The organism is Methanothrix thermoacetophila PT, from assembly GCF_000014945.1.
GTDB classification, from domain to species: Archaea; Halobacteriota; Methanosarcinia; order Methanotrichales; family Methanotrichaceae; genus Methanothrix_B; species Methanothrix_B thermoacetophila.
This window is the reverse complement of the sequence record NC_008553.1, coordinates 971,091-993,239: the sequence shown is the minus strand read 5'-3', so window position 1 is coordinate 993,239 and position 22,149 is coordinate 971,091. Positions and strand designations below refer to the sequence as shown.

Here is a 22,149-nt window from a genome sequence, read left to right as displayed (position 1 = left end):
AAATGCCTGTGCATATAGGGTGATTGCTTTGGATGCGATCGAGACGACCTGCGTCTACTGCGGCTGTGGCTGCGGCCTTTATCTCCACGTCGAGAACAGCAAGGTCATAGCTGTCACACCATCCCTGAAGCCACCCGCCCGCGGAAGGCTCTGCGCAAAGGGGTGGCTCCTTCATGGCTTTGTGAACCACCCTGACAGGCTCAGAGAGCCGCTGATTCGCAGGGGCGACCGTTATGTTCAGACGTCCTGGAGCGAGGCGCTCTCATACATAGCAGAATCCTTCTCTGAGATAAAAAGGGATTCCGGACCGGATGCACTTGCGGTTCTCACATCTGCGAAGGCGACCAACGAGGAGAACTATCTTCTCATGAAGCTGTGCCGCGCAGCATTTGGGACAAACAACATCGACAACGTCGCGCGCCTCTGCCATGCTCCCACGCTCTTCGCCCTGGGATCATCTCTGGGAAGTGGCTCGATGACGAACCCGATGGAGAGCCTGCTCCACTCTGATGCGATAATGATCATAGGGTCGAACACAACAGAGCAGCATCCTGCTGTCGCTTTTCACATCATGGAAGCCAGGAGAAACGGTGCTAGGATCATCGTGATAGATCCGAGGAGGACGCAGATAGCTGAAATCGCGGATCTGCACCTCCAGCTGAGGCCTGGCACTGATATCGCCCTTTTAAACGCGATCCTGAATGTCCTGGTCCAGGAGGGGATGATCGATGAGGAGTTCATACGCTCCAGGACAGAGGGTTTCGATGCTGCGCGTGATCGCATCGCAGAATACACTCCTGAGGTAGCGGAGCGGATATGCGGTGTGCCTGCTGATCTCATACATGATGCTGCTGTGTTATACGGAGGAGCAGATAATGCTGCGATCGTGTACGCGATGGGTATAACCCAGCACACGCATGGCACGGACAACGTCCAGGCGATCGTCAACCTTGCGCTTGCAACCGGTAATCTTGGCAGAGATGGATCTGGCATATATCCGCTTAGGGGCCATCAGAATGTCCAGGGAGCGTGCGATATGGGCGCGCTTCCCGATTACTACACAGGATATCAGAGGGTATCTGAATTCAGAGGGAAGTTCGAGGACGCATGGGATGTGAAGCTCCCCACATCTCAGGGCAATACGGCGGTGGAGATCATGGGCTCAGCGGGATCTGATATCAGGGGGATGTACATCTCGGGAGAGAATCCTCTCCTGAGTTACCCGAACAGCTCAAGAATCAGGAGGGCGCTGGAGTCCCTCGATCTCCTGGTGGTCTCGGATATCTTTCCGACAGAGACTACGAGAATGGCGGATGTCGTTCTTCCAATCGCATCATTTGCAGAGAAGGATGGAACCGTCACATCAACCGAGAGAAAGGTCCAGCTAATAAGAAAGGCGATCGATCCTCCAGGGAGTGCGCTGCCTGAGTGGGTCGTGGCAGCTAAGCTCTTAGAGGCCTTCGGTCTCTCATCCGGTTACCGTTCCTCGGCTGATGTGATGAGGGAGATAGCATCGCTGACCCCGAGCTACGGAGGTATCACACATGAGCGCCTGGAGGGTGGCGGAATCCACTGGCCATGCCCGACGCCTGATCATCCCGGAACGCCAGTGCTTTACAGAGACGGATTTCCGCGAGGGCATGCTTCGTTCAGGCATGTGGATCAGTGTGAGCATCAGCATCACAAGTTCACGCTCATCATAGGCAGGAGCCAGTACCAATTCCACACAGGGAGCATGACCAGGAGGGTATGCATCCTGGAACGCGAGGTGCCTGAGGCGTTTGTTGACATCAATCCAGAGGATGCTGCGGCTCTTGGAATAAGAAACGGGACCGGCGTGATCTTGGAGTCGGAGAGCGGCACCATACGGGCGAGGGCCAGGCTGAGCGATAACGTCAAAAGAGGCACACTGTTCATACCATTCCACTTCAGGGAATCGCCCGCGAACATGCTCACAGGATGGCAGCTCGATCCACACTCGAGGATTCCAGGTCTGAAGATCACATCTGTCAGCATCAGGAGGGAGGGTGCATGATGTTCTTCATCGAAAAGAAGGACCTCCCTGAGATGCTCAGAAGGGCTGGCACAATCTTCGAGATCATCGCGCCGGTCCTCGTAAATGGAGAGCCGCAGCTTGTGACCTGGAATGGGGAGGATCTGGCGCTCAGCGCTTCGAATCCGCTCATGCCGCCCACGCGGCTGTTCCTCCCACCGCGTGAGACGCTCTTCTCATACCTTCAGGAGAGCGGCCTTTACACCTTCGAGGTACCGGATGTGAGGAAGAGGCTGATCGTGGGGGTGAGGCCATGCGATCTCCGTGCCCTCTCCCTGCTTGACAGGATAATGCTCTCCGAGCCTGCTGATGAACTCTACTCCGAACGGAGGAGATCGACTGCGATCATAGCTCTGAACTGCACAGAGCCCTCTGAGAGCTGCTTCTGTGCCCAGATGGGATCCGGACCTGAGGCGCAGGAGGGCTTTGATCTCCTTCTCACTGATCTGGGGGAACGCTACCTCCTGGAGGCAGGATCGCCAGATGGCATCATGCTCGCAAGGGTCTCAGAGGAGCTTCTTGAGGTAGCGGATGATGAAATGATCGTGCGAAAAAGGGAGCTGATGAGAAAAAGCTGCGAGAGGATTGTTAGCGCAAGGCCATGGCTCTCTCTGGACCACATGAGACCTAGGCTCAGAGAGATAGACTGGAGATCTTTGTCGAAGGAATGTATCTCATGCGGAGGATGCAGCTTTGTCTGCCCCACGTGCCATTGTTTCACAATCGCAGACCTCGGCCTGCCTGATGGAGAGAGAATCAGGTGTGCTGACTCCTGCATCCTCTCAGGGTTTCACAGAATGGCATCCGGAGCCAACCCAAGGGCCAGACCTGAGGAAAGACTCCTATCATGGTACATGGAGAAGCTGGAGCACATGCCGGTGCGCACCGGAATGCTCGGCTGCGTTGGATGCGGAAGGTGCGACAGGGTCTGCTTCTCAGGTCTGCACAAAACAGATCTCTTCAGGTAAGGCCCGGAAGGATTTGATTTTCGCTCTTATCCATTTGGTGACTTGCCGGAAGGAGCTGTGGTCATGCTATGCGTTCGTGGCGAATGAATGAGTGCTATCACCAACCAGATCGCATGCCCTACAAGTTGCTACGCACATATGAGCGTTGATATTTACAACTGGACACCTTTGGTATGAAAATGGTTCTCGCAAAGGTACATTTTCATCCACATGGGTGACCTTGGGCCATGGGTGTTTTTCCAGTCCGGCTGAGTACGAACCCTGCTGCGAGATCAGTTACGTGCAAATGGGAGTGAAGCGTTTGGGATGCGGTCAGATTTGAACCCTGCGTCTCTGGAATCAGCACTGCTGCATCTGTGCGTATCTGCAGAGTCCCTTCAACTCGCATTTCTTGCAGAGCGGATTTCTGGCCTTGCAGACTAGCCTGCCATGACGGATCAGGTTGATGTGAAGTGAGATGTACTTCTCATGTGGCGTGATCTCCTCCAGGATCCTCTGCGTCTCCTCGATGCTCGCGTTCTCTGGTACCAGTCCCATCCTTCTTGAGACGCGGTATACGTGCGTGTCAACCGGCATCGCAGACATGCCGAATCCGAAGAGCATGAGCACCGACGCGGTCTTTGGTCCGATTCCAGGAATCGATTTGAGGTAGTTCCTCGCCTCCACTGCGCTCATCCTCTTCAGCGGCGAGAGGTCGACAGACCCGAAGTCATCTCTCAGCCTCTCGAGAGCCCCCTTGATCCTGGCGGCCTTAATATCGGCCAGGCCTCCTGGGCGGATTGCATCTGCGATCTCCTCCTCGGAGGCATTCAGGATCTCGGTGTAGCTCCCGAATCTCCTCTTCAGCTGCTCAAACGCCCTGCTGGAGTTTATGTCAGATGTGTTCTGTGAGAGTATCGTCAGAACCAGGAGATCAACAGGATCTGCGCTTTGGACCTCAGGCACGCCATAGGCTCTCTCCAGGATCTCGATTACTTTAACGAGAATATCACCAGACATCGAACACCTGCATATGTGGAATATGTGGATCACTCGATAGAACTCCAGCTCACTCGCCCCTAATATGCCTCGATTCTCAAAAATATAGAGACCTCAGCCAGGCATCACAGGCTCTGCCAGGTTCCATTTTTGAAGACCCGCAGCGAGGATGTGCTCTTTGCTGTGAACATGGTCTTCGTCCAATTCACCTCAAACGGCTCCCAGATCATCGCGGCCAGAGATTTGTTTCTGAAGTCCGACTGTACTGCAGTTAGTGGATACGAGAACCCGCCGGTGTATGGTCTGTAAAAGCTCAGCGGCTGCGATATGGGGACCTTTGTATAGAATATGGGGTCTGTGAAGTACTGCCTTATCTCGCTGTAGTCAGGTGACCCTACGTACCCTCCCTCAAGCCAGTCAGCTGCATCAGCGCAGATCAGAGATACGATCAGAGCCATGAACAGGATGGAGATTCGCATCATACATATCCCGCTGTCCGGTCTGTGGGTATGCTATTTAAGCATGATGTTATGCTGAGCGGAGGTGTCCGAATAAGAATTACGTGTTTCTGATGCAGAAGCAGTAAGGTCAAAATTTCTGGCCTCGGCTCTTATTCGGACAGGTTCTGCTGAGGGTGTTCGCCGAGCAATCTCCTGCCTCGGGTTGTTGACGAAACCGACCGTATCCCAAATGCTTTCACCCTTTTGGCACACCTCTACTCTTGCATGTGGATTCTCATCCGGTCCTCACGTTCTCCACATCCTTCGTAGCTTCCAGATCCATCCCCTCAAGCTCTGCTCTGCGGAACCCCTCATTGGCCGGCAGGACCATCATGAAGATATCTGTGTAATCGATGGAAGCGCTACCGTTCGTCAAATGAAAATCGAGCAGATGACCGCCTGCTGTTCTCTCGTCGTTTATGAAGTGGAGGTGGTATCCTGGAACATTCAGCCCACTTGCATATGATGGCGTCCAGAATCCGACGGCTGTGCCACTCTGATTGTAAAGCTCGAAGATGCTCTGATTTGTAACAGCAATCGTGAGATTCGTATATGGTCTGATCTGAGCAGGAACGCTTCTGGCTCTGACATGGCTGAACGTCCCATCGATCCTGATCGCGTAGAAGATGTTCCTTGTCGGCAGCAGCTCCTCCAGGGATCTCTCCACCTCGGTCATGTTTGAGCTGCTGAGCGCAACCGCATCATCGGGATCAAAGAACGTGACATCTGCAAACGGCGTGAGCATGGAATCGTTGACCTCGTGAACAGAACCATCGGCTCTTACCTGATAGAACCGACCATCAAGCCCAACCATCTCACCATCGAGCGCATCGAATGTGCCGAGTCCGAAGTCCCCGTGCTTCTTCAGATCACCAAATGCCACCGATCCATCGAAAGCACCATCCATGAGTGCGGATATCGTGGAGACCTGGAAGAGCACATCACCGGATCCTGCGGGGCTGCAGATCGGCATGCTCATGATGAGCAGTATTGCAACTGTCTCAATAAAGTGCCTCATAACACCTCACCGGCGCAGAAGCTCCAGTCTGGGCGAAAGCCGCCTGCTCTGCACCATTTCATTCTTTACAGCAGATATAGCCGATACAATGATAGCTGGGGGCAGGTGCTATAAAAATGCTTCATTTTAGCTGCTGTGTTGAATAATTCGATGCCTTGTGGCCAATAGCTATCGATTCCTACTAAAGTCTCATGTTATATGAATTAGCTCTCTGCAATTGGATTTCCAAACATTATTCAACGCAGCAATTCTAGCAGCACCATCAGGGTTTTCCGGCTTTTCCTCATTCTCTGCACGGTCGAGGAGATTTGATCGAGACGTACTAGATTTCGTGAAGCTCTGTCCGGCGAAGATGTCAGCGTGAGCTACTCTCAGAAGATTGGAGTTTGCGACATGCCACTCTCTCATGCGATGCGAAGTCCATGGATTACATTTATACGCAAGCAGAGAACAACAGTTGATATAAATCTCAGGATGTGCCACATTTCACTTACACAGCTGCACGCTACCAGAAGCGGAGGCCTGGCTAAGTACATGCTGGGCGATCTCATGTAAATATCAGAGGGTATACGAATGGGAAAGGTACATGTCGATGGGCACGATGCTGGTGCTGTGACACTTTATGCGTTGAGCACATGCATGTGGTGCAAGAAGACGAGGGATCTTCTCTCGAAGCTCGGCGTGAGCTACGATTATGTTTACGTGGATCTGACGAGTGGCGCTGAGAGAGCGGAGCTAATTGATGAGCTCAGGAAATTCAACCCGGATCTCACTTTTCCGACGCTCGTTGCAAATGGCAGGGTTATCATTGGATTCAAAGAGAAGGAGATAATGAGCGCGCTGGGGGCATTATAGGTGGTGAGCGATGAGGATGTGGAGCGGCTGTACCAGAGGCTCAAAGATGATGCCGAATCCGCAGGGTATCATCTCAACTCCGACAGGCAGTTCGTCATGGGGGTCGTTCGAGGCCTCCTGACGAATGAGGAGCGCTTCGGGTACATGGCATGCCCCTGCAGGCTGCCATCCGGGAAGAGGGAAGAGGATCTGGACATAATCTGCCCATGCGACTACAGGGATCAGGATCTCGCGGAGTTCGGGGCGTGCTATTGTGCTCTGTATGTCTCTGAGCGCGTCGCGAGGGGCGAGGAGGGGCTGAGACCGGTGCCGGAGAGGCGTGGATCCAGGAGCTCCCGGCCAGCCTCTGAGACCGCTGAGCCGCATATCGAAGGTCTGTCCAAGCCAGTGTGGAGGTGCAGGGTCTGCGGATATCTCTGCGCCAGAGATGAGCCCCCGGAGATATGCCCGATATGCAAGGCCTCTAGGGAGAGGTTCGAGAGGTTCATGTAATTGTGCGCACAGCACTCCATCGCCGGAGGGCGCTGAATCAGTTCCATTAGGGGAGATAACATGATATCATATCACATTATGGATTGGGATCACATGATGGACTGGGGGCCGATGTGGTGGGGCACATGGGGCATATTCCCTTTCATCTGGATGATCGGATACTGGCTGGTGTTTCTGGTCATAGCGTATCTTGTCTACAAAGATGCTGAAGCCAGGGGTATGAACGGCCTGCTCTGGGCGGTCCTCGTCGTGCTTCCATGGATCGGCATGCTGTTTCTCCTCATTTACCTGTTGAAGAGGGAGGAGATAGGCGGTTCGATCAGGAACGCAGAGTCGATCCTGGATGAGAGATATGCGAGAGGCGAGCTGACGAGGGATGAGTACCTCAGGATGAAAGAGGATCTAAAACGGGGAAGAGAATGAGGAAAAGGGCCGAGATCAGGATCTCCGGAATGACATGCGCCACATGCGCATCTACGATAGAGAGCGCTCTGAGAGAGAAGGGAGTCGAGAGCGCCAGCGTGAATCTGGGCAGCGAGACGGCTCACGTGGAGTATGATCCATCCAGGCTGAAGCTCTCGGAGCTGGAGAGGGCGATAAGGGATGCAGGATATGATGTGATCAACGAGAGAGCGACCGTGAAGGTGGGCGGCATGGTCTGCGCCACATGCGAATCGACGGTCGCAGATGCGATTCGCGAGATTGATGGCGTCTCCGATGTCACTGTGAACCTGAGCACAGAGAAGGCGTATGTCACCTACAATCCCAAAGTCGTCAGCCTGGATGATATCAGGAGGGCGGTGGAGGACGCCGGATATCAGTACCTGGGCGTGGTTGGCGAGGAGTCCGAGAGCCTCGAGGCCGAGATCAGGGCCAGGGATCTCAGGGAGAGGATGCGGAAGATAATCGTGGGATTCGGGGCGAGCGCTCTCCTCATGGCGCTCATGTATCTGGCACCGATGACACACACCATGAGCATAGTGATGATGTGTGTGGCGACCCCGGCCTTCGTGTACGTAAGTAGCGGTATATTCAGAGCTGCTCACAGGGCGCTCAGGAACAGAAACCTGAACATGGATGTGATGTACTCAATGGGCACCGGCGTGGCGTTCGTTTCCAGCGTCCTGAGCACATTCCGCATTCTGTCACACGATTTCATCTTCTATGAGACCGCGGTGATGCTGGCATCCTTCCTCAACCTGGGCAGGTATCTGGAGACCAGAGCGAAGTGGAGGACCTCAGACGCGATCAAGAAGCTCGTCGCACTCCAGCCGAGAACTGCGACACTTATCGTTGATGGCAGTGAGAAGGAGATACCGGCGGAGATGGTGAAGCCGGGAGATATCATCCTGATAAGGCCCGGTGAGAGGGTCCCGGCAGATGGCGAGATAATCGAGGGAGAAGGGTATGTGGACGAGTCGATGATATCAGGAGAGCCGGTTCCTGTTTTGAAAAAGCCAGGGTCACAGGTGATCGGAGGCACGCTGAACAAAAACGCTGCTCTGAAGATGCGCGCCATGCGCGTCGGAAGGGAGACATTCCTGGCGCAGATAATCGATCTCGTCGATAAAGCGCAGGGATCGAGGCCGGAGATTCAAAGGCTGGCGGACAGAGTCGTGGGCGTTTTCATTCCCATCGTCCTCTCAATCGCAATACTCTCATTCCTGGCATGGTACTTTTTCGGGAGATCTTATCTGCCTGAGGACAGGATCCTCATGTTCGCAATCTCCTCGATGATCTCTGTCCTCGTTGTGGCATGCCCGTGCGCGCTCGGCCTTGCCACACCAACCGCAGTGACCGTCGGGATAGGAAGAGGTGCGGAGCTCGGAATACTCATCAAGAGCGGAGAGGCACTTGAGGCCTCAGACAAACTCACCACAGTGATATTCGATAAGACAGGGACGCTCACAGTGGGGAGGCCTGAGGTCACCGAGATCGTGGGTGATGAGCGGATGCTCAGGCTGGCGGCAGGCATCGAGAGCAGATCCGAGCACCCCCTCGGCGAGGCGATCGTGCGCATGGCGATCTCAAAGGGGATCGATATCCCAGAGACAAAGGACTTCTACGCATTCCCTGGCATGGGTGTTGTTGGCGTTGTGGATGGCGTGGAGGTTGCTGTGGGGAACAGATCCTTCATCTCGGAGCGCGGAACCAGGATACCTGATGATATGCTGGAGAGAGCTAGCGCTCTTGAGGAGCTGGGGCAGACGGTGCTCTTCGTCTCTGTCTCCGGCGCTGCAGCAGGAGCTTTCGCGATATCCGATGCCATCAAGGACTCAGCGAAAGCCGCTGTGCAGAAGCTGAAGAGCATGGGGCTTGATGTCGTCATGATAACAGGGGACAACATCCGCTCCGCGAGGTCTGTGGCAGAGCAGATCGGGATCGAGGAGGTTCATGCAGAGGTGCTGCCCCAGGACAAGGCATCTGAGGTCAGGAAGCTCCAGCAGGCTGGCAGGACGGTAGCATTTGTCGGCGACGGCATAAACGACGCGCCAGCCCTCGCACAGGCCGACCTGGGGATAGCGATCGGCTCGGGAACAGATGTCGCCATAGAGGCCGGAGAGATCGTTCTCATAAGAGATGATCTCATGGATGTTGTGAGAGGAATACAGCTGAGCAGAAAGGTGATGTCGAGGATAAAGCAGAACATATTCTGGGCGTTTGCGTACAACACAGCTCTGATACCGGTTGCGGCAGGCGTTCTCTATCCGGGTTTCGGGATAACGTTCAGGCCGGAGCTGGCAGGTTTCGCGATGGCTCTCTCCTCGGTCACCGTCGTCTCCCTGTCGCTGATGCTCAAAAGGTATATACCAGATGTGCAAAAATAATTGAGAGGTTTCAAGATGGCAATAGATCCTGTGTGCAAGATGGAGGTCGACGAGGGGACCGCGAAGTTTGTGAGCGAGTACAGAGGCAGAAGGTACTACTTCTGCTCTCCCGGCTGCAAAAAAGCGTTCGATAAGGATCCGGAGAAGTATCTGAGCTGAGCAAAATGCTGAGTTCCGGGCGCGCACCATCTCAGCTGTGAGATCCTGCATCACAGAGTGCGATAGCCGGCTGGCATGGATTGCAGGAATGATTCAGCGCGTGCCCGAATAACATCCGTCTGAGTTCAATTATGCTGGCATGCGGCCTGCGCCTCGCAGCATGCCTCTGCAGGAAGGTGCTTTATGGATGACAAATACGATGTAATAGTGATCGGATCCGGAGCCGGGCTCATAGTTGCGCAGAGGGCTCTCTTTGAGGGGCTCAGGGTGGCTCTCATCGAGCACGGCCCTCTTGGCGGAACATGCCTCAACACCGGATGCATCCCCTCGAAGATGCTGATACATCCAGCTGATATCGTAAGGATGGTGGAGGATGGCAGCAGGCTCGGCATAAAGGCACACGTCGACTCGATAGATTTTGAATTCATCATGAAACGAATGAGGGATCTGATCGAGGCCGAGCGGGGGGAGATGGAGAAGGCGATCGGGGAGGAGGAGCAGCTCCGCTGGTACCGCAGCACAGGTGTTTTTGTCGGTGATCATCTCATCAGGGTAGGTGAGGAGGAGATAACAGCTCCCTGGATCGTCATCGCAGCTGGTGCCAGAACGCTTGTTCCTCCTGTGGCAGGTCTTGGCGAGGCGGGGTATCTGGATAACGTCTCCGTCTTCTCATTAGCGAAACCCCCTGAAAGCCTGATCATCCTGGGAGGGGGATACATCGCATGCGAGTTCGGGCACTTCTTCTCCGCGATGGGCTCTGATGTCACGATAGTGGGGCGGAACCCCCGGCTTCTCAAATCAGAGGATCACGAGATATCGGATATGGCGCTGAAGGCGTTATCCAAACACATGCGAATCCACACGAACATGGAGGCGATACGTGTGGATCTGGAGGGCGGGAAGAAGGTCGTGACAGCGATCGATAGATCCAGGGGTGAGACAGTGAGCTTTGTGGGTGATGAGATACTCCTGGCAGCCGGCAGGCGTCCGAACACCGACATGCTGCAGCCGGAAAAGAGCGGAGTGGAGATTGACAGGGCCGGCTGGGTCAGGGTGAATGAGCACCTGGAGACCACAGCTCCCGGGATATGGGCCCTCGGAGACATCACTGGAAAGCACATGTTCAGGCACACCGCGAACTACGAGGCATCGATCGTGGCCCACAATCTCATCAATGCTGCCAGAGGAGAAAAGGAGAAGGTAAAGGTGGATTACCATGCAGTGCCGCATGCCATCTTCACATATCCCCAGATCGCGGGCGTCGGAATGACAGAGGAGCAGGCGAGGGCCAACGGGTACGATATCCTCGTCGGGCGTGCTTACTACAAACAGACAGCCATGGGTTATGCGATGGATGAGGACGGCATGGCCAAGGCGATAGTCGATGCCAGAAGCGGGCGGATCCTGGGGTTCCACGTCATAGGATCCTCTGCACCGGAGCTTGTGCAGCAGGTCACGTATCTGATGAACGCCGAGAATCAGGATGTAACGCCGATGGCAAGATCGCAGGTTATCCACCCGGCGATAAGCGAGGTTGTGGCGAGAGCCTTCGGGAACCTGCGTGGTGAATGAGGCGTTTGCATCCCTGAATGGGTTTTCCTTCACATCGACACAGTAGCTACAGACATTCTTATTCATCCGACGACTTCGTCCAATGGATTAGCTGTTTAACAATGCAAGCCGGCGAATGACTGCGTCCAGCAATATGCTTTTGCAAAAGTCAAACTCCAGATACCCTGGATGGGCAGACGATATGAGAATATGAGAGATCCTTACTGCCCGAGCTCGAGATCTATGCACCTGCACGTCTCGAGTATTCTGAGCCCCTCTTCTGTGGTCACGTATTCATTGCTGCGATCATTCCTGACATGAAGAAGGCCTTTTTTTGTAAGCGTATCAAGATATGAATTCAACATCTTGAAGTTCAGGTTTGCATCATACACTATCTTCGTCTTGTTCGCCCCATCAATGCATATCTCCAGTATATCCGACATGATCTGCGCTTTGCTGCGTCTGGACGGCATTTCAGGTCACCATCAATCGCCCGAGGCTTTGCTGCCCCCTGGCAAGGTTGCTATTCCTGTAAGAATATATGCTTATCGGTCAAGTCTGCGGATCAATAAGAGCTGAATTCGAAAATCTGTGGATTGTTGCTTTTGGATGGAGGAGATCCTCAGTCCTTATTCGGAGAGGTCCAAGTCTACGGACTCTTGAAGTCGTCTCAAATTCCCGGGCGTATTGGATTGTAGGTCGTGTGGGTGTATCACTGAAATCAGAAACATGCAACCCCGTGGAGGTAATACAATATTATGCCAAAGCATGCTGGCCTTTGAGAGCCTGTTCAGCTATTCGGGTACACGACCGGATTGTATTTCCGCGCAGGATCGATGCAGATCAACATCGTCGCTTAAATAGTTTCGAGACGATTTCCTTATGAAGATGGAGTGCTCATGTGGTCGTTCCAAAATTGCTTCCGAAGTCCTGGCAGAGAGCACGGCTGTGTTGTTCAGTGTGGCCAAGAGCGATACTCAGGGTGATTCGAGAGCATTATGTATTTTTTGATGAGCTCTATGGCGAATAAGAGCTGTAAGGCTCGTATCTCTGGCTCAAACCTGTTATTCGGAGACATCCAAGTCTGCCAGCACTGCTCTGTGATCAAATAAAGTTTGGTGGGTCAGCTGAAACAGACCGAGAACTCAACAGTTTGGTCTTATTTATATGGTAGTGGATACACCATGGTATAGGTCATACCGCAAAAGTAGTTATGGACTTGAATCACCGAAAACCCGCATGCAACGGTAAAGGCATGCCAAAATTATGACGCTCTTATCCATATGATGACTTGCCAGAATAGACACTGGTCCTGCTATGCACTTCTGGATGCTGAATGATTTCAGCAACCAGTATGTCCTTCAAGTTGCTAAGAGACATAAGAGCGAATTATGAAAGCATCTGTGATGATGGTCGGTTTCCCCCAAAGACGTGCCGATACGGGAGGTTAATCCTGAGTGTAGTGCTTTCATGTAAACCCCACATGCGACAGCAGAGGCGTGCCAAAATGATGAAATCGTTTGAGATGTGGTCAGCCCTGCTCAAGAACGACAAGGCACATGAGGTTGACCACCCATGTCGTGTGGTATGAAAGTGGTTCTCGCAAAGGTCCATTTTCATCCACATGGGTGACCTTGGGTCATGGGTGTTTTTTATGTGAAGAGAATCTCGTATATATTCAGCAACTCTGCTGGCATTCAGGTCGGTCGATGGTAGCAATTACTACTGTTCATCTGATGATTTGTCCAGGAGAGGCAATGGGGCTGCTATTCTTAACAAATGAATGAGTACTTCCAGCAAACATCTTTGCGCTCTCACGTTGCTAGATACATAAGCAATTATCCATTTGCGGGGAGCGCATAGCATGCCCAGCGTCTCCACAGGCAGGTTATCAGATGGATAGGAGCGAGGAGAATCTGCAACCCTGCTCTCCATCCATCAACATGTGCTGCGCACCGTTCCGACTTCCAGGATTCATCCCACAGCTCTGTTATATGGATTTCACGTATCCCCTGAGGGCCTCGCCCGGCCTCGAGAGATAGCCGGGCTCTATCACGGTTCCCGGATAGATGCAGGTATGCACTCCCGTCTTAACGCCATCACCCATTATAACACCAAGCTTTCTCCTGCCTGTGTCCACAAGCACGCCCTTGACGTAAGAGCGGATGTTTCTGTTGTCATGCCTGAGATTCGATACGATGGTGCCGGCCCCGAGATTGCAGCCATACCCGATGACGCTATCCCCCACGTAGGATAGATGGCCGATCTTGGTGTCGTCCATGATGGTCGAGTTCTTTATCTCGACCGCATTTCCGACCCTCACGCTGTTCCCTATGCATGATCCTGCGCGAATGTAGCAGTTCGGCCCTATGTCGCAGTTCCTCCCGATCCACACCGGGCCCTCGATGTAGGCGCCATTTCTCACCAGTGTGCCGCTGCCGATTGATACGTTTCCCTTGAGCGTGGCGCCGCTCTCCACATCCCCATCCATGACAGGGACCTTTCTCGAGAGCACAGCATTCGAGGCCGTGAGTATATCCCAGGGAACGCCAACCTCAACCCACTCGCTGAGCTCAATGGCCCAGATTTTTCTGCCAGCGGACGCAAGTGCATTAATTCCATCGGTGAGCTCGTATTCTCCCCTGATTGAGACAGGCACCTCCTCCATGAGCTCGAAGATCTCCCTGTCAAGCAGATATATTCCAGCGTTTGCCATGTCAGACGGCGGCGACGGGCTCTTCTCCACGACCCCCTCCACAAGCCCATCTCTGAGCAGAAACACGCCGTAACGGCTCGCCTCCACTACCCTGTGCGTTGCAACACTTAGATCCTCCATTGAGATCATACGTCTGAGCGCCTGGACGTCTGGAAGCACATCTCCGTTTATGACAAAGAATCGATCATCTGAGAGGTCTCTCGCGGTCATTAGTGCATGTCCTGTGCCCAGCTGTTTCTCCTGCACCGCGTAGCTGATATCCACATCGAAATCGCTGCCATCCTTGAAATAGGATGTTACCACATCTCTGCGATAGCCAACAACAAACACAAACCTGTTTATCCCCGCCTCTCTGCATCTCAGTACGAGCTCCTCGAGCAGCGGGGCTCCGCCTACAGGGAGCATGACCTTCGGCCTGCTCGCGGTGAGGGGCCGCATCCTGGAGCCCTCGCCAGCAGCAAGTATTATCGCCTGCATGCTGTTCATGGCACATCTCCCGTCATTGATGGACTCCTGGCAGATCCAGGGTCTCCACCTCGGCCATATGGATGTTCATCGTGCATCTCCTGTGCATGAGAATCTTCCGATTCCGGGGGTTGTGCATCATACCCACCCGCGTCTCTCCTTGTAGAGAGCGATCATCTTCTCCACGGTCTCCGGATCGATACGTCCAAGAGTGCTAACGGTCTCGAAGAACCTCCTGGGTATTCTCGCCTTCGAGAGATCAAAGCCCTCTCTGGTCTTGAATCTGTACTTCTCCATGAAGATCCTTCTTCCGAGCTCTGTCAGTTCCTCTTTGCTCTTTGTTATGCCCACTGAGCCCAGAGCATCGATTATGTTCTCCTCTGTGTAAACCCCTCTTGCGAAGAGGCATCCGACGAGAGAGTTGAAGACGCTTCTAGAGTCATCCTCTTTGATTATCTGATCAACCATAGAGCTCAAATCGAGCTGCTTCTTCGCAGCAGTCTGGTCTATGCTGTATCCTGCGTTATCAAGATGTGAGTGTCTCACGCCCACAAGCTGGCCGACTATCGATGCAGGACCTGTATGGTATCCGGAGACCTCGTTGCCCCCCAGGGTCATCGCGAAATCCATTCCGCCGTATCTGGAAGCTGCGAACTCAACACCCCTCGCAAGCGCGGCATAGAACTCGTTTGGAGCAGCCACGATATTCTCCATCGCCTTTATGTAACCCTTCACGTTGTTCCACTGGAGCGGCACTCCTAGAGTCTCCTGGGGCGTGATAAGGTCCTTCTCGTAGGCCTCTGTCGCCCATGAGAGCACCACGCCAGTGCTCATCGCATCTAGTCCCAGACGCTCGCATGTGTCTATCAGCACCAGCACCCCCTCGGCAGTCGTCACCCCCAGGTTGCTCCCCAGAGAGTATATCGGCTCGTAATCATAGCTGACCCTTCTCACTTCGAACTCGTGATGGGGGGTGAACGCCGTCTTCAGCATCGCTACGTGGATGCATCCTATCGGACAGTGCGCGCATGAGACCCTTCTGAAGAGGTATTCCTCCGCGAGCCGCTCGCCGCTTATGTTCTCTGCCTCCGCAAACGATGTCGACTGGAAGTTGCGTGTCGGCAGACCCTTCAGCAGGTTCAGCACGTTCACATTCATGGGGGTGCCGAGGTCGTGGTACTTCTCCATCGCGTCTGTCTGGACGACCATTCTGTATATCCGGTTGTAGACCTCTCGATATCTCTTCGGATCCGGAATCGCAACATCCTCTGTTCCCGATATCACAATGGCCTTTAGGTTCTTGGATCCGAAGACGGCGCCAAGGCCGAGCCTGCCGAAGTGCCTGTATGTGTCGACGACCACACAGGCGTATCTTACCATTCTCTCTCCAGCTGGCCCTATCCTGATTATGCTCCTTCTTCCCACACCCTTCTCGACATCTCTCAGGATAACGCCAACACGAGCAGCGCCGATTCCCCATATCGATGTGGCATCCCGTATCCTTACCACATCATTCTCTATGGATATGTAGCAGGGTCGCTCAGCTCTGCCCCTGATCACAATCGACTCGTGGCCAGCGAACCTCATCGCCATCGCGAGCCTTCCGCCCGCATAGCACTCCCCGAGCTCTCCTGTCAGCGGGGACTTGAACTGGGCCACGGTCTTCGTCATTGCCGGGAACATCGTTGAGAGCGGGCCTATGCTGAAGATGATCGGGGCATCAGGAGACAGGGGATCAACGCCCTCGGGTGTCTCTTTTAGCAGAATCTGTGTTGCAACCCCTGTCCCACCGAGCCACTCCTCGAAGAGGTCGTGCTTCTCCTCGACCCAGCTTTCGCCACGGGTGAGATCTATGTAAAGAACTCTTCTTAGCATCTGAACACCTCTAATCAACCTCGATCAGTTTGAGCACATCATGCGGGCAGAAGGCAACACACGCCCCACAATGCTTGCACTTCACAGCCTTGCCCTCGCTGTCGAGGGAGATCGCTCCTATGAGGCAGGCATCCACGCACCTGCCGCACCCGTCGCAGAGATCTCTATCAAAGACAACGCTTCCATCCTCCTTCCTGGAGAGAGCTCCTGTCGGGCATGCCCTGACACATGCTGGATCCTCGCATGCATGGCATACCACTACTATTGGGTCCCCCTCGATCCCACCCTGCGTCTTTATCCTTATCGCCGAGCGCTCAAGCGATGCGCGACCTGTGTTTATCCGACTGCATGCGAACATGCAGCTCAGACATCCGATGCATCTCTCTGGGTGAGCGACCTTCAACCTCCTTCGCTTCCTGGGCTTCTTCGAGATCTCCACACTGGGTTTACCAACAACAGCTCCTGCCATCTAGCATACCTCTCCAAAGCTGTACACTGCTCTACAGTTATTAAAAAGATCCTCAAGGGATATATAACCAGCCAATCTCTTAAAGACAGATGATCTACCAAATCCGCGCGCTGAGCACCAGGATCACAGAGAGCACGCTGCATCTGGGGTGGTCCACTGGCACTTAATTCATTCAAACAATTTCAGATGCATCCCTAGCTGCCAATTTGGGCACTGGCATCAGAGCGTCTTCTCCATGTACGGCGCGTTCAGCCTGTAGCCCAGAGATGCATAGTAGCCCCTGACGCCTATACCACTCGTGACCGAGATCCTCTCGTATCCCTGATCCCTCGCCATCTCCTCCGCCCTCTCTATGAGCCTCGCGCCGATGCCGCGATGCTGCCATCCGCCCCTTCTTCCGAGAGGAACGAGAGGGCCGTAGACGTGCAGCTCCCTGATCCTGGCCTCAGCGCCCAGCCTGAGTCTGAGGAATCCGACGAGGGTGTCGTCCACGGTATCAAACGATATGAAGTGCTCCTTTGCTCCACATGCATCATAGCTCTCAATGTTCATCGAGAGATCCCCCTCAGATACACCACGAAGCCCGGCCTCTCTGCATCTTATGCAACTGCACCTCAAACCGCGTTCCTCAAGTCTCTTTCTGGCGAGCTGCCTGAGGTTGCTCTTCCTGACGCCAGCAGTTATGAGATGCGCGGGTATATCTCTCTGCACGCGCTGGAGCCTTGTGTACCTCGGGAGGATCTCCTTGATGCGCGATATCAACTCAGCAGCCTCATCATCCGAAAGCGGCTCATAATCTCCCCGTATCCACATCCTGTGGAGCTCCGTCCCCTCGATCACAAGCGTGGGGTATATCTTGAGGTAATCCGGCCGGTAATTGCTGCTCTCGAAAAGCTCCCTGAACATCTTAAGATCTCTATCAGGGTCAGATCCCGGAAGCCCGGGCATCATGTGGAACCCGACCTTCAGCCCGGCCTCTCTCAACAAACGGTTTGCTCTTATCGTCTCCTCCACAGAATGGCCTCTCCTGATCGCACTGAGGACATCATCGTAGATGCTCTGCACTCCCAGCTCGACCTTCGTCGCCCCGAGGAGAAGCATGTTTTTGATGTGATTCTCACGGCACCAGTCAGGCCTGGTCTCGAAGGTTATGCCGACGTTTCTCACCGCTGCACTGGTGTTTGCATCTGCCACCTCTCTGAAGGATCTCCAGCGTGTGCTTCTCCTCGTGTCAGGATAATCGTTCATCGCCTCCAGGCATCTCCTCACAAACCAACACTGATACCCGAGGGGTCTGGATGTGATGGTCCCTCCCATGAGAATGAGCTCTGCCTTGTCGACAGGGTGACCTATCTCTGAGAGCTGTTTGAGCCTCGCAGCCACCTGTGCGTAGGGATCAAAGTTATGCTGTACCGCTCTCAGCGCCGCAGGCTCTCTTCCCGTGTAGCTCTGCGGTGAACATCTCTCGCCCAGAACGCCTCCGGGGCATGGGATGCAGATCCCATGAGGGCAGCGCGCCGGGCTCGTCATGACAGCTATCACAGCTACTCCTGAGAGCGTGCGGGTCGGCTTTTTGACCAACAGCTTTAACCGGGCCCTCTCCTCCGGCCTGGCTGCAGCGAGTATCTCAGAGTTGCCCGGTATCTCTGAGAGATTCAAAGTGGCTGCAAATGCCCGTTTCGCTTTTTCGAGATCCTCCTCGCTTCTGATAATACCGGATGCGATCGCATCCACGATATCCCTGAGATCCCTGTACATGGGCCTCGATCATACCTCCCAGCGCGCATTGGGTGGCAGCCTTCCAGGAGATCGAGGAGATTCGGCAGGCCAGCCGAGGGAGATTATGGCGACAGGCGCAACGCCCTCCTCGATGCTCAGGATATCTCTCACCATCTCCTCATCGAACGCCCCGTTCCAGCATGCGCCCAGGCCCATTGCATGTGCGGCCAAGAGCATGCACATGACAGCTGCATCGGCATCCTGGATCGCGTAGAGGCTCCCTCTGTCCCCATACCGCCTGCTCGATCTCCTCACATCAGCGCATACGACGATATCCACAGGCGCAGAGGATATGTGGCTCTGCCCGTACGCTGCCAGGGCCAGCGCCTTCCTGAGATCCTGACACATAACGACCACATACCTCCTGGACTGGAGGTTGCCTGCAGATGGCGCCAGCTCAGCAGCCTGGAGCAGCTTCTCCACGGTCTCTCTAGACACAGGTCTATCCTGATATGCCCTGATTGATCTCCTTCCCTCAAGCGCATCGAACACGTCCATGAACCCATGTTGAAGATCGGTGAATTTAGATTTATGCCACTCCCCCATGACATCGCAAACACACAGCATTCGTGACCTTCTATCCTGAAGATTGGGTTTTGCTCCCTGCTACCGCCAATCACGGATCTGAGATGCGCCGCTGGTAGAGAATTCTCGTTCATCGTTCGAGCTGCAGCTCAGATCTGATCAGGACTTTTAGACATTCTATCATTGATTTCCGTGCGGTTCTCGCATCGCATGACACAAAAATCGTAAATATATTGAGCGTGGTTCAGCCACCAAGGAGGCTTGTATGGATTTAGAGGAGTTCATCAGGAAGATAGACAGGCGGCAGATGATTGCGGTTCCAGCTGCTGTACTGGCTTTATCTATCATCATTCTGGCCGCCACGTATTTCACCACAGGATCTCCGGTCAGAATGGGGATCGAGTTCACGGGTGGCACGCTCATAACAGTACCTGCTGACGAGCCCGAGTCGCAGGTCCTGGACAAGCTTGCGGGTTATGATGTCACAGAGCTGAGGAGGGTGGGAAGCAGGTACTACATCCAGCTTCCTTCCATGAAATCCGAAGATTACACGGGCCTGGCGCGGACTGTAAACGAGAAGTTCACTGACGCCGAGATCAGGTACATAGGGCCTGTGTACAGCAAGCAGCTCCAGAGGGATGCTCCGAGGTATCTGCTGATGTCATTCATTCTCATGGCTCTGGTGGTCTTCTTTGTATTCAGACAGCCTGTCATCTCCGGTATTGTTGTGCTCTGCGCCCTTGCGGACATAATAATAGCTGCAGGTATGATGACCGCTGTGGGTGTGAAGCTCTCACTCGGCACGGTTGCAGCGCTTCTGATGCTCATAGGTTACTCTGTGGATACAGATATATTGCTCACAGTGAGGGTTCTGAAAAGAAGGGGTCCCGTAAATGAGAAGGTGCTCGGGGCTATGAGGACCGGACTCATGATGACATCAACTACCTTATCCGCGGTCGTTGTGCTGATCCTCGTATCGAGCATAATCTATCTCGTCTCCCCCACCTTCACCAAGATCGATGTGATCTCCGACATATCCGTGGTGCTCTTCTTCGGCCTCCTTGCGGATATGATGAACACTTGGATAACAAACGTCCAGGCGCTGCGCTGGTACCTACAACGGAATCCAAAGCTGGCCAGAGGTGGTAAGAGATGAGCCTTGCAGGCAGCATTTCAAAGGATCCAAGGGTTATCATTTACATCGCGGCCGTGGTTCTTGCTCTGATCTTTGTACTCACTCCGATACCCGGATATGTGGGGATGAACTCCGGTCTCAAATACGGCCTGGACCTGGAAGGCGGCTCGTGGCTCCAGCTGGAGCTGGAGGGAGCGATCGTCCAGCTCGACGTTGACCCAGTTAATATCCTGGAGAGGGAGTTCCAGGGCGCCTGGGTCGTGGAGGATGTCTCCAGGAGAGGCGACAGTTACGTAATAACGATAGACGGAAAGGTTCCGGAGACTCTGCCTGAGGATCTCGGCTATCCCGGATCGAGGGTTCTGGTGAGGGACAACACTACAAGGATCACGGTGCCCATCTCCCCTGAAGGCGTTGTTGTGAACTACCTCAAAACGCGCCTCGATTCTGATGTCAGGATCGTTGGGGTCGAGCCGGTGCGCTACGAGATAAGGTCGAATGTGACAAGAGAGCAGCTTGACTCCATACTCTCAGAGGTCAACGGTAGGGTTGCTCCGGGTGAGGACACATTCATCAGCGGTCTCACACCCGAGACGGTCGATGAGACCAAGGAGATCCTCGACAAGAAGCTCAACCGTCTCGGGCTCAAGGATATCAAGGTGAGGGTAGTCGATAACAGGTTTATAACAATAGATCTCGCTGGTGTCAACGTCTCAACCGCCGAAGAGGTCGTCGGCAAGCCTGGAAAGTTCGAGATAAGGATCCAGGTTGGTCCGAACGAGACCAGGCATGTCGTGTACGGGGATGCTGTGGAGTCTGTGGATCTTCCGAGAGGAGACAGGAGCGGGATGTGGGGGGTGCCCTTCACCCTGTCAGAGGAGGGCGCGCTCGCATTCCAGCGGATAGCCAAGGAGGTTGGAGCCACAAGGAACCCGAAGGCGCATGAGGTCTCGATGTACCTGGACAAGGATGAGATCTTCAGCGCTCCTCTTGCTCCTGAGCTCGCATCAGCTCTCGATAAAGCACCGATGAGAAATCTGGTCGCAGAGGTAGGCACGGGTGATGCAGGATCGAGGAAGGCGAAGGAGCTGTACATACATCTGAGAGAGGGCGCGCTGCCCGTGAACGTCAAGATCATAGGCTCCGGGCAGGTTGATGCTGCTTTGGGATCACAGTTCAAGTTCCAGGTGGCTCTTGCTGGGATCCTCGCGATACTTGCTGTGGGTCTAATGGTCTTTTACAGATACAGAGAGAGAAGGATAGTGCTGCCGATCGTCTGCACATCATTCAGCGAGGTCATCATGATGCTCGGCATATGGTCGGCGGCCGGATGGCAGCTCGATCTCGCGAGCATCGCCGGAATAATAATGGTGATAGGTACAGGTGTTGACCACCTCTTCATAATAACAGATGAGCTTCTCCATGGAGAGAGGATCACGGAGAGGAGCGAGCAGGAGGCAAAGGGGGTTCTGCTGACGGGCAAGATATACCTCGCGAGGCTCTCCCGGGCGTTCTACATCATCCTGGGGGCGGCTGTAACGACCATCGCTGCGATGATACCCCTGCTCTGGATGGGGTTCGGCGCGCTGATGGGCTTCGCCCTGATCACCATAATCGGGGTTCTGATAGGCGTGGGAATAGCAAGACCTGCATACGGCAGGATTATCGGCTACATCCTAGGAGAGGCCGCGTAGGCAGGCAGCGCAGACCTCTCTTCACATGCCTTCTTTGCGTCTGGGTCAGGTAGATAGCGAGATGAAGCAGGATACAAAACCACATTCGA

General features: G+C 54.1%; 19 protein-coding genes. 10 read left to right on the top strand and 9 right to left on the bottom strand.

Going from position 1 to position 22,149, the window contains the following annotated elements:
* Positions 1-28: 28 nt before the first annotated feature.
* Both fdhF and MTHE_RS04745 read left to right on the top strand, forming a co-directional pair.
* A complete protein-coding gene (gene fdhF / locus MTHE_RS04750; RefSeq protein WP_011696096.1) occupies positions 29-2,035 on the top strand; it encodes a formate dehydrogenase subunit alpha in 2,007 nt (668 codons plus the stop codon).
* Positions 2,032-3,021, top strand: coding sequence for a 4Fe-4S dicluster domain-containing protein (locus MTHE_RS04745; protein WP_011696095.1), 990 nt, complete (start codon positions 2,032-2,034; stop codon positions 3,019-3,021). The genes fdhF and MTHE_RS04745 overlap by 4 nt, the downstream gene beginning before the upstream one ends.
* A 339-nt stretch (positions 3,022-3,360) precedes the next feature.
* Here the strand turns inward: MTHE_RS04745 and MTHE_RS04740 are convergent, their stop codons facing one another.
* The 3 genes from MTHE_RS04740 to budA all read right to left on the bottom strand — a co-directional run bounded on the left by MTHE_RS04740 (position 3,361) and on the right by budA (position 5,517).
* A complete protein-coding gene (locus MTHE_RS04740) occupies positions 3,361-4,020 on the bottom strand; it encodes an endonuclease III domain-containing protein (RefSeq protein ID WP_011696094.1) in 660 nt (219 codons plus the stop codon).
* A 104-nt stretch (positions 4,021-4,124) separates the two neighbouring features.
* Complete coding sequence (locus MTHE_RS04735) at positions 4,125-4,457, bottom strand: hypothetical protein (protein WP_175265805.1); 333 nt, start codon at positions 4,455-4,457, stop codon at positions 4,125-4,127.
* 277 nt (positions 4,458-4,734) lie between these two features.
* Positions 4,735-5,517 (bottom strand): acetolactate decarboxylase, encoded by a 783-nt coding sequence (gene budA, locus MTHE_RS04730; protein WP_011696092.1) that lies wholly within the window; start codon positions 5,515-5,517, stop codon positions 4,735-4,737.
* A gap of 573 nt (positions 5,518-6,090) precedes the next feature.
* Between budA and MTHE_RS04725 the strand changes: the two genes are divergently transcribed.
* The 6 genes from MTHE_RS04725 (at position 6,091) to MTHE_RS04700 (ending at position 11,423) form a co-directional block, all read left to right on the top strand.
* Positions 6,091-6,372, top strand: a complete 282-nt coding sequence (locus MTHE_RS04725) for a glutaredoxin family protein (protein WP_011696091.1) — start codon at positions 6,091-6,093, stop codon at positions 6,370-6,372.
* Positions 6,373-6,864: a ferredoxin-thioredoxin reductase catalytic domain-containing protein gene (locus MTHE_RS04720; protein ID WP_011696090.1), complete on the top strand. Its 492-nt coding sequence runs from the start codon at positions 6,373-6,375 to the stop codon at positions 6,862-6,864.
* 78 nt (positions 6,865-6,942) lie between these two features.
* Positions 6,943-7,287, top strand: coding sequence for an SHOCT domain-containing protein (locus MTHE_RS04715; RefSeq protein ID WP_175265804.1), 345 nt, complete (start codon positions 6,943-6,945; stop codon positions 7,285-7,287).
* Positions 7,284-9,692: a heavy metal translocating P-type ATPase gene (locus MTHE_RS04710; RefSeq protein ID WP_011696088.1), complete on the top strand. Its 2,409-nt coding sequence runs from the start codon at positions 7,284-7,286 to the stop codon at positions 9,690-9,692. The genes MTHE_RS04715 and MTHE_RS04710 overlap by 4 nt, the downstream gene beginning before the upstream one ends.
* A gap of 15 nt (positions 9,693-9,707) precedes the next feature.
* A complete protein-coding gene (locus tag MTHE_RS04705) occupies positions 9,708-9,851 on the top strand; it encodes a YHS domain-containing protein (RefSeq protein ID WP_011696087.1) in 144 nt (47 codons plus the stop codon).
* 183 nt (positions 9,852-10,034) lie between these two features.
* Positions 10,035-11,423, top strand: coding sequence for a dihydrolipoyl dehydrogenase (locus tag MTHE_RS04700; RefSeq protein ID WP_011696086.1), 1,389 nt, complete (start codon positions 10,035-10,037; stop codon positions 11,421-11,423).
* A gap of 200 nt (positions 11,424-11,623) precedes the next feature.
* On the opposite strand, the gene MTHE_RS04695 is transcribed toward MTHE_RS04700, so the two are convergent.
* The 6 genes from MTHE_RS04695 to MTHE_RS04670 all read right to left on the bottom strand — a co-directional run bounded on the left by MTHE_RS04695 (position 11,624) and on the right by MTHE_RS04670 (position 19,204).
* On the bottom strand, positions 11,624-11,875 hold the full coding sequence (locus MTHE_RS04695; protein WP_011696085.1) for a winged helix-turn-helix domain-containing protein: 252 nt from the start codon (positions 11,873-11,875) through the stop codon (positions 11,624-11,626).
* Positions 11,876-13,392: 1,517 nt separating this feature from the next.
* Complete coding sequence (glmU, locus tag MTHE_RS04690; protein ID WP_011696084.1) at positions 13,393-14,604, bottom strand: bifunctional sugar-1-phosphate nucleotidylyltransferase/acetyltransferase; 1,212 nt, start codon at positions 14,602-14,604, stop codon at positions 13,393-13,395.
* Between the two features lie 117 nt (positions 14,605-14,721).
* Positions 14,722-16,458, bottom strand: a complete 1,737-nt coding sequence (locus MTHE_RS04685; protein ID WP_011696083.1) for an aldehyde ferredoxin oxidoreductase family protein — start codon at positions 16,456-16,458, stop codon at positions 14,722-14,724.
* A 10-nt stretch (positions 16,459-16,468) separates the two neighbouring features.
* Positions 16,469-16,927: a 4Fe-4S dicluster domain-containing protein gene (locus tag MTHE_RS04680; protein ID WP_011696082.1), complete on the bottom strand. Its 459-nt coding sequence runs from the start codon at positions 16,925-16,927 to the stop codon at positions 16,469-16,471.
* 219 nt (positions 16,928-17,146) lie between these two features.
* A complete protein-coding gene (locus tag MTHE_RS04675) occupies positions 17,147-18,685 on the bottom strand; it encodes a tRNA uridine(34) 5-carboxymethylaminomethyl modification radical SAM/GNAT enzyme Elp3 (RefSeq protein WP_011696081.1) in 1,539 nt (512 codons plus the stop codon).
* A 9-nt stretch (positions 18,686-18,694) separates the two neighbouring features.
* Entirely contained in the window at positions 18,695-19,204 is a 510-nt protein-coding gene (locus MTHE_RS04670; RefSeq protein ID WP_175265803.1) for a nitroreductase family protein, read from the bottom strand.
* A gap of 292 nt (positions 19,205-19,496) precedes the next feature.
* On the opposite strand from MTHE_RS04670, the gene MTHE_RS04665 reads away from it, so the two are divergent.
* Positions 19,497-20,387: a protein translocase subunit SecF gene (locus MTHE_RS04665; protein WP_011696079.1), complete on the top strand. Its 891-nt coding sequence runs from the start codon at positions 19,497-19,499 to the stop codon at positions 20,385-20,387.
* On the top strand, positions 20,384-22,060 hold the full coding sequence (locus tag MTHE_RS04660; RefSeq protein WP_011696078.1) for a preprotein translocase subunit SecD: 1,677 nt from the start codon (positions 20,384-20,386) through the stop codon (positions 22,058-22,060). The genes MTHE_RS04665 and MTHE_RS04660 overlap by 4 nt, the downstream gene beginning before the upstream one ends.
* Positions 22,061-22,149 lie beyond the last annotated feature (89 nt).